The 1,728-nt window shown below is 39.6% G+C and carries 3 protein-coding genes; all 3 read left to right on the top strand.

The genetic code is table 11. The features are described 5' to 3' along the window. The first annotated feature begins 211 nt into the window (after nt 1–211). The 3 genes from JCM14108_RS13795 (at nt 212) to JCM14108_RS13790 (ending at nt 1,693) form a co-directional block, all read left to right on the top strand. Nucleotides 212–676 (top strand): hypothetical protein, encoded by a 465-nt coding sequence (locus tag JCM14108_RS13795; protein ID WP_035181537.1) that lies wholly within the window; start codon nt 212–214, stop codon nt 674–676. 512 nt (nt 677–1,188) lie between these two features. Continuing rightward, a complete protein-coding gene (locus JCM14108_RS14885; protein ID WP_169790408.1) occupies nt 1,189–1,353 on the top strand; it encodes a hypothetical protein in 165 nt (54 codons plus the stop codon). Continuing rightward, nucleotides 1,346–1,693 carry a hypothetical protein gene (locus JCM14108_RS13790; protein ID WP_035181536.1) on the top strand — a complete coding sequence of 116 codons (348 nt, stop codon included), beginning with the start codon at nt 1,346–1,348 and terminating at the stop codon, nt 1,691–1,693. The genes JCM14108_RS14885 and JCM14108_RS13790 overlap by 8 nt, the downstream gene beginning before the upstream one ends. Nucleotides 1,694–1,728: the final 35 nt, after the last annotated feature.

Here is a 1,728-nt window from a genome sequence, read left to right as displayed (position 1 = left end):
TAACCGTTTGGGAAGATGATGACCCTAAAAAAGCTAGACTGGGTAATATCAGTTTGGCACTTAATAATTTCTTTTACCGACACGGTTTGAAATGTGTCATCAAAAGGCTGCAAAAATAAAAAAGCTCCCGTTCTCGGAAGCCAAAGTGATGTTAATTAAATGGCAACTAAATTATAACATCAACTAAGGTGACAATAAAGGAGTTGCAGAGATGGATAGTGTCTTTGGTCTACTGGATAGAAAGCAAACAATTAAAAATGCTAAACAATTTTTGTATGAGTATCAGGATTGGCAACTGGAAGCGGCTAGATTCAGTTTCTCCCTGCAATCGCCAATGATGGACGGTATGCCAAAGGCACAGTCAGACCCTAGACATACCCGACAGGAAGATAAAATGATCAAGCAAGCCACGGCTAAGATGGAATGTGAACTGCGTTTGAAAACCATTCAACTCATGAGCTCAATTGATGACCAAAATGCTTTCTTAGCCGACTTATTGGAATATCGGTTTATTAATCATTACACTGTAAAAAAGTGCTGTGAACGCTTGACAGAGAAGTATGACCTACCTTATCTGGCTGAGCGTACATATAACGATTATCAGAACCAAGCCTTATGGGTTTTTGCGATAGTTTGTCCTCGTGACACACTTAGAGTAAAAAAAGTTCGCCGATAATCTGCCGACTTTCTGCCGACAATCTGCCGATGTTCTGCCGAAAAAATGCAAAAATAGGGGTTATATTGGTATTGTGGAATTTGTTAAAAAGAGTTTCACCTTTCTGGATTTAGATGTGTGGCTGTAACGTATACGTACGAAGAGGGCGGACAGCTTACCGTGCAAGGTTCGATTCCTTGCCAGCCACGTTGTGCTTTAACGAGCACATACCTCCAAAATAATAAAATATTCAAGTGGACTGCCGCCTGGTGGTTAGTTGTGAGTCCGATTCTCACAGGCAGTTTTAAACTCACAGATGATTTATTTTATCGAAAATATAGTTAAGTACTCGAGATTCTCTGTTTCTGTTAACGCAATCTGTGAGTGTGACCGGTGCGTGGAAAACGCCGGCTTTTATTTTGCACTAAAAAGCAAGGAGGTGGCAAGATGGTCACGTTAATTATTTTAATCCTGGTCATGTTGCTGCCGGCTGGGATTGCTGAATATGGCCGTAATAGGGGCTGGTGGTACTGATGAGTGATCGTAAGCATCCATATACACCCATGAAACAGACTAATTATGGTTATGTTTCCAAGGAAGAGCAGCGTATTGAGCAACAACTAGATAAGGATTTAAAACGGCGTCTTCGCAAAGAGGGCGCTTTTAATTTAGGAAAAAAGGAGAAAAGCCATGAGTAACAAGCGATCAATTAACATCCTAGGTATTCAATATGTTCTTCATACGGAGGTTAAGGAATCTGAACAGCCAATATTAAGCGAATATGATGGCTTTACTGACACATCAACCAAGGATATCTATATTTCTCAATTTATTCCTGACAAACGAACGCTTGGCAATCTTCAGGCTTATACTAGCAAAATTATTCGCCATGAATTAATCCATGCGTTCTTATTTGAGTCAGGATTAGATTGCAATACTGACTGGGCAAGGAATGAAGAAATCGTTGACTGGATAGCAATTCAGTTTCCTAAATTAAAGAAGTTATTTAGTTCTATTGATATTGAGGGGGACTGTTAAGTGAGTAAGCATAATAAACACACGAAGAGTCATAA

Origin of the sequence: Lentilactobacillus farraginis DSM 18382 = JCM 14108 (assembly GCF_000583655.1) — a bacterium.
Taxonomy (GTDB): domain Bacteria; phylum Bacillota; class Bacilli; order Lactobacillales; family Lactobacillaceae; genus Lentilactobacillus; species Lentilactobacillus farraginis.
This window is presented reverse-complemented; position numbering and strand designations above follow the sequence as displayed.

Excerpts from the sequence above, each read along its gene's own strand:
- JCM14108_RS13795 (WP_035181537.1), top strand. The coding sequence starts at position 212 with ATGGATAGTGTCTTTGGTCTACTGGATAGAAAGCAAACAATTAAAAAT.
- JCM14108_RS14885 (WP_169790408.1), top strand. The coding sequence starts at position 1,189 with ATGAGTGATCGTAAGCATCCATATACACCCATGAAACAGACTAATTAT.
- JCM14108_RS13790 (WP_035181536.1), top strand. The coding sequence starts at position 1,346 with ATGAGTAACAAGCGATCAATTAACATCCTAGGTATTCAATATGTTCTT.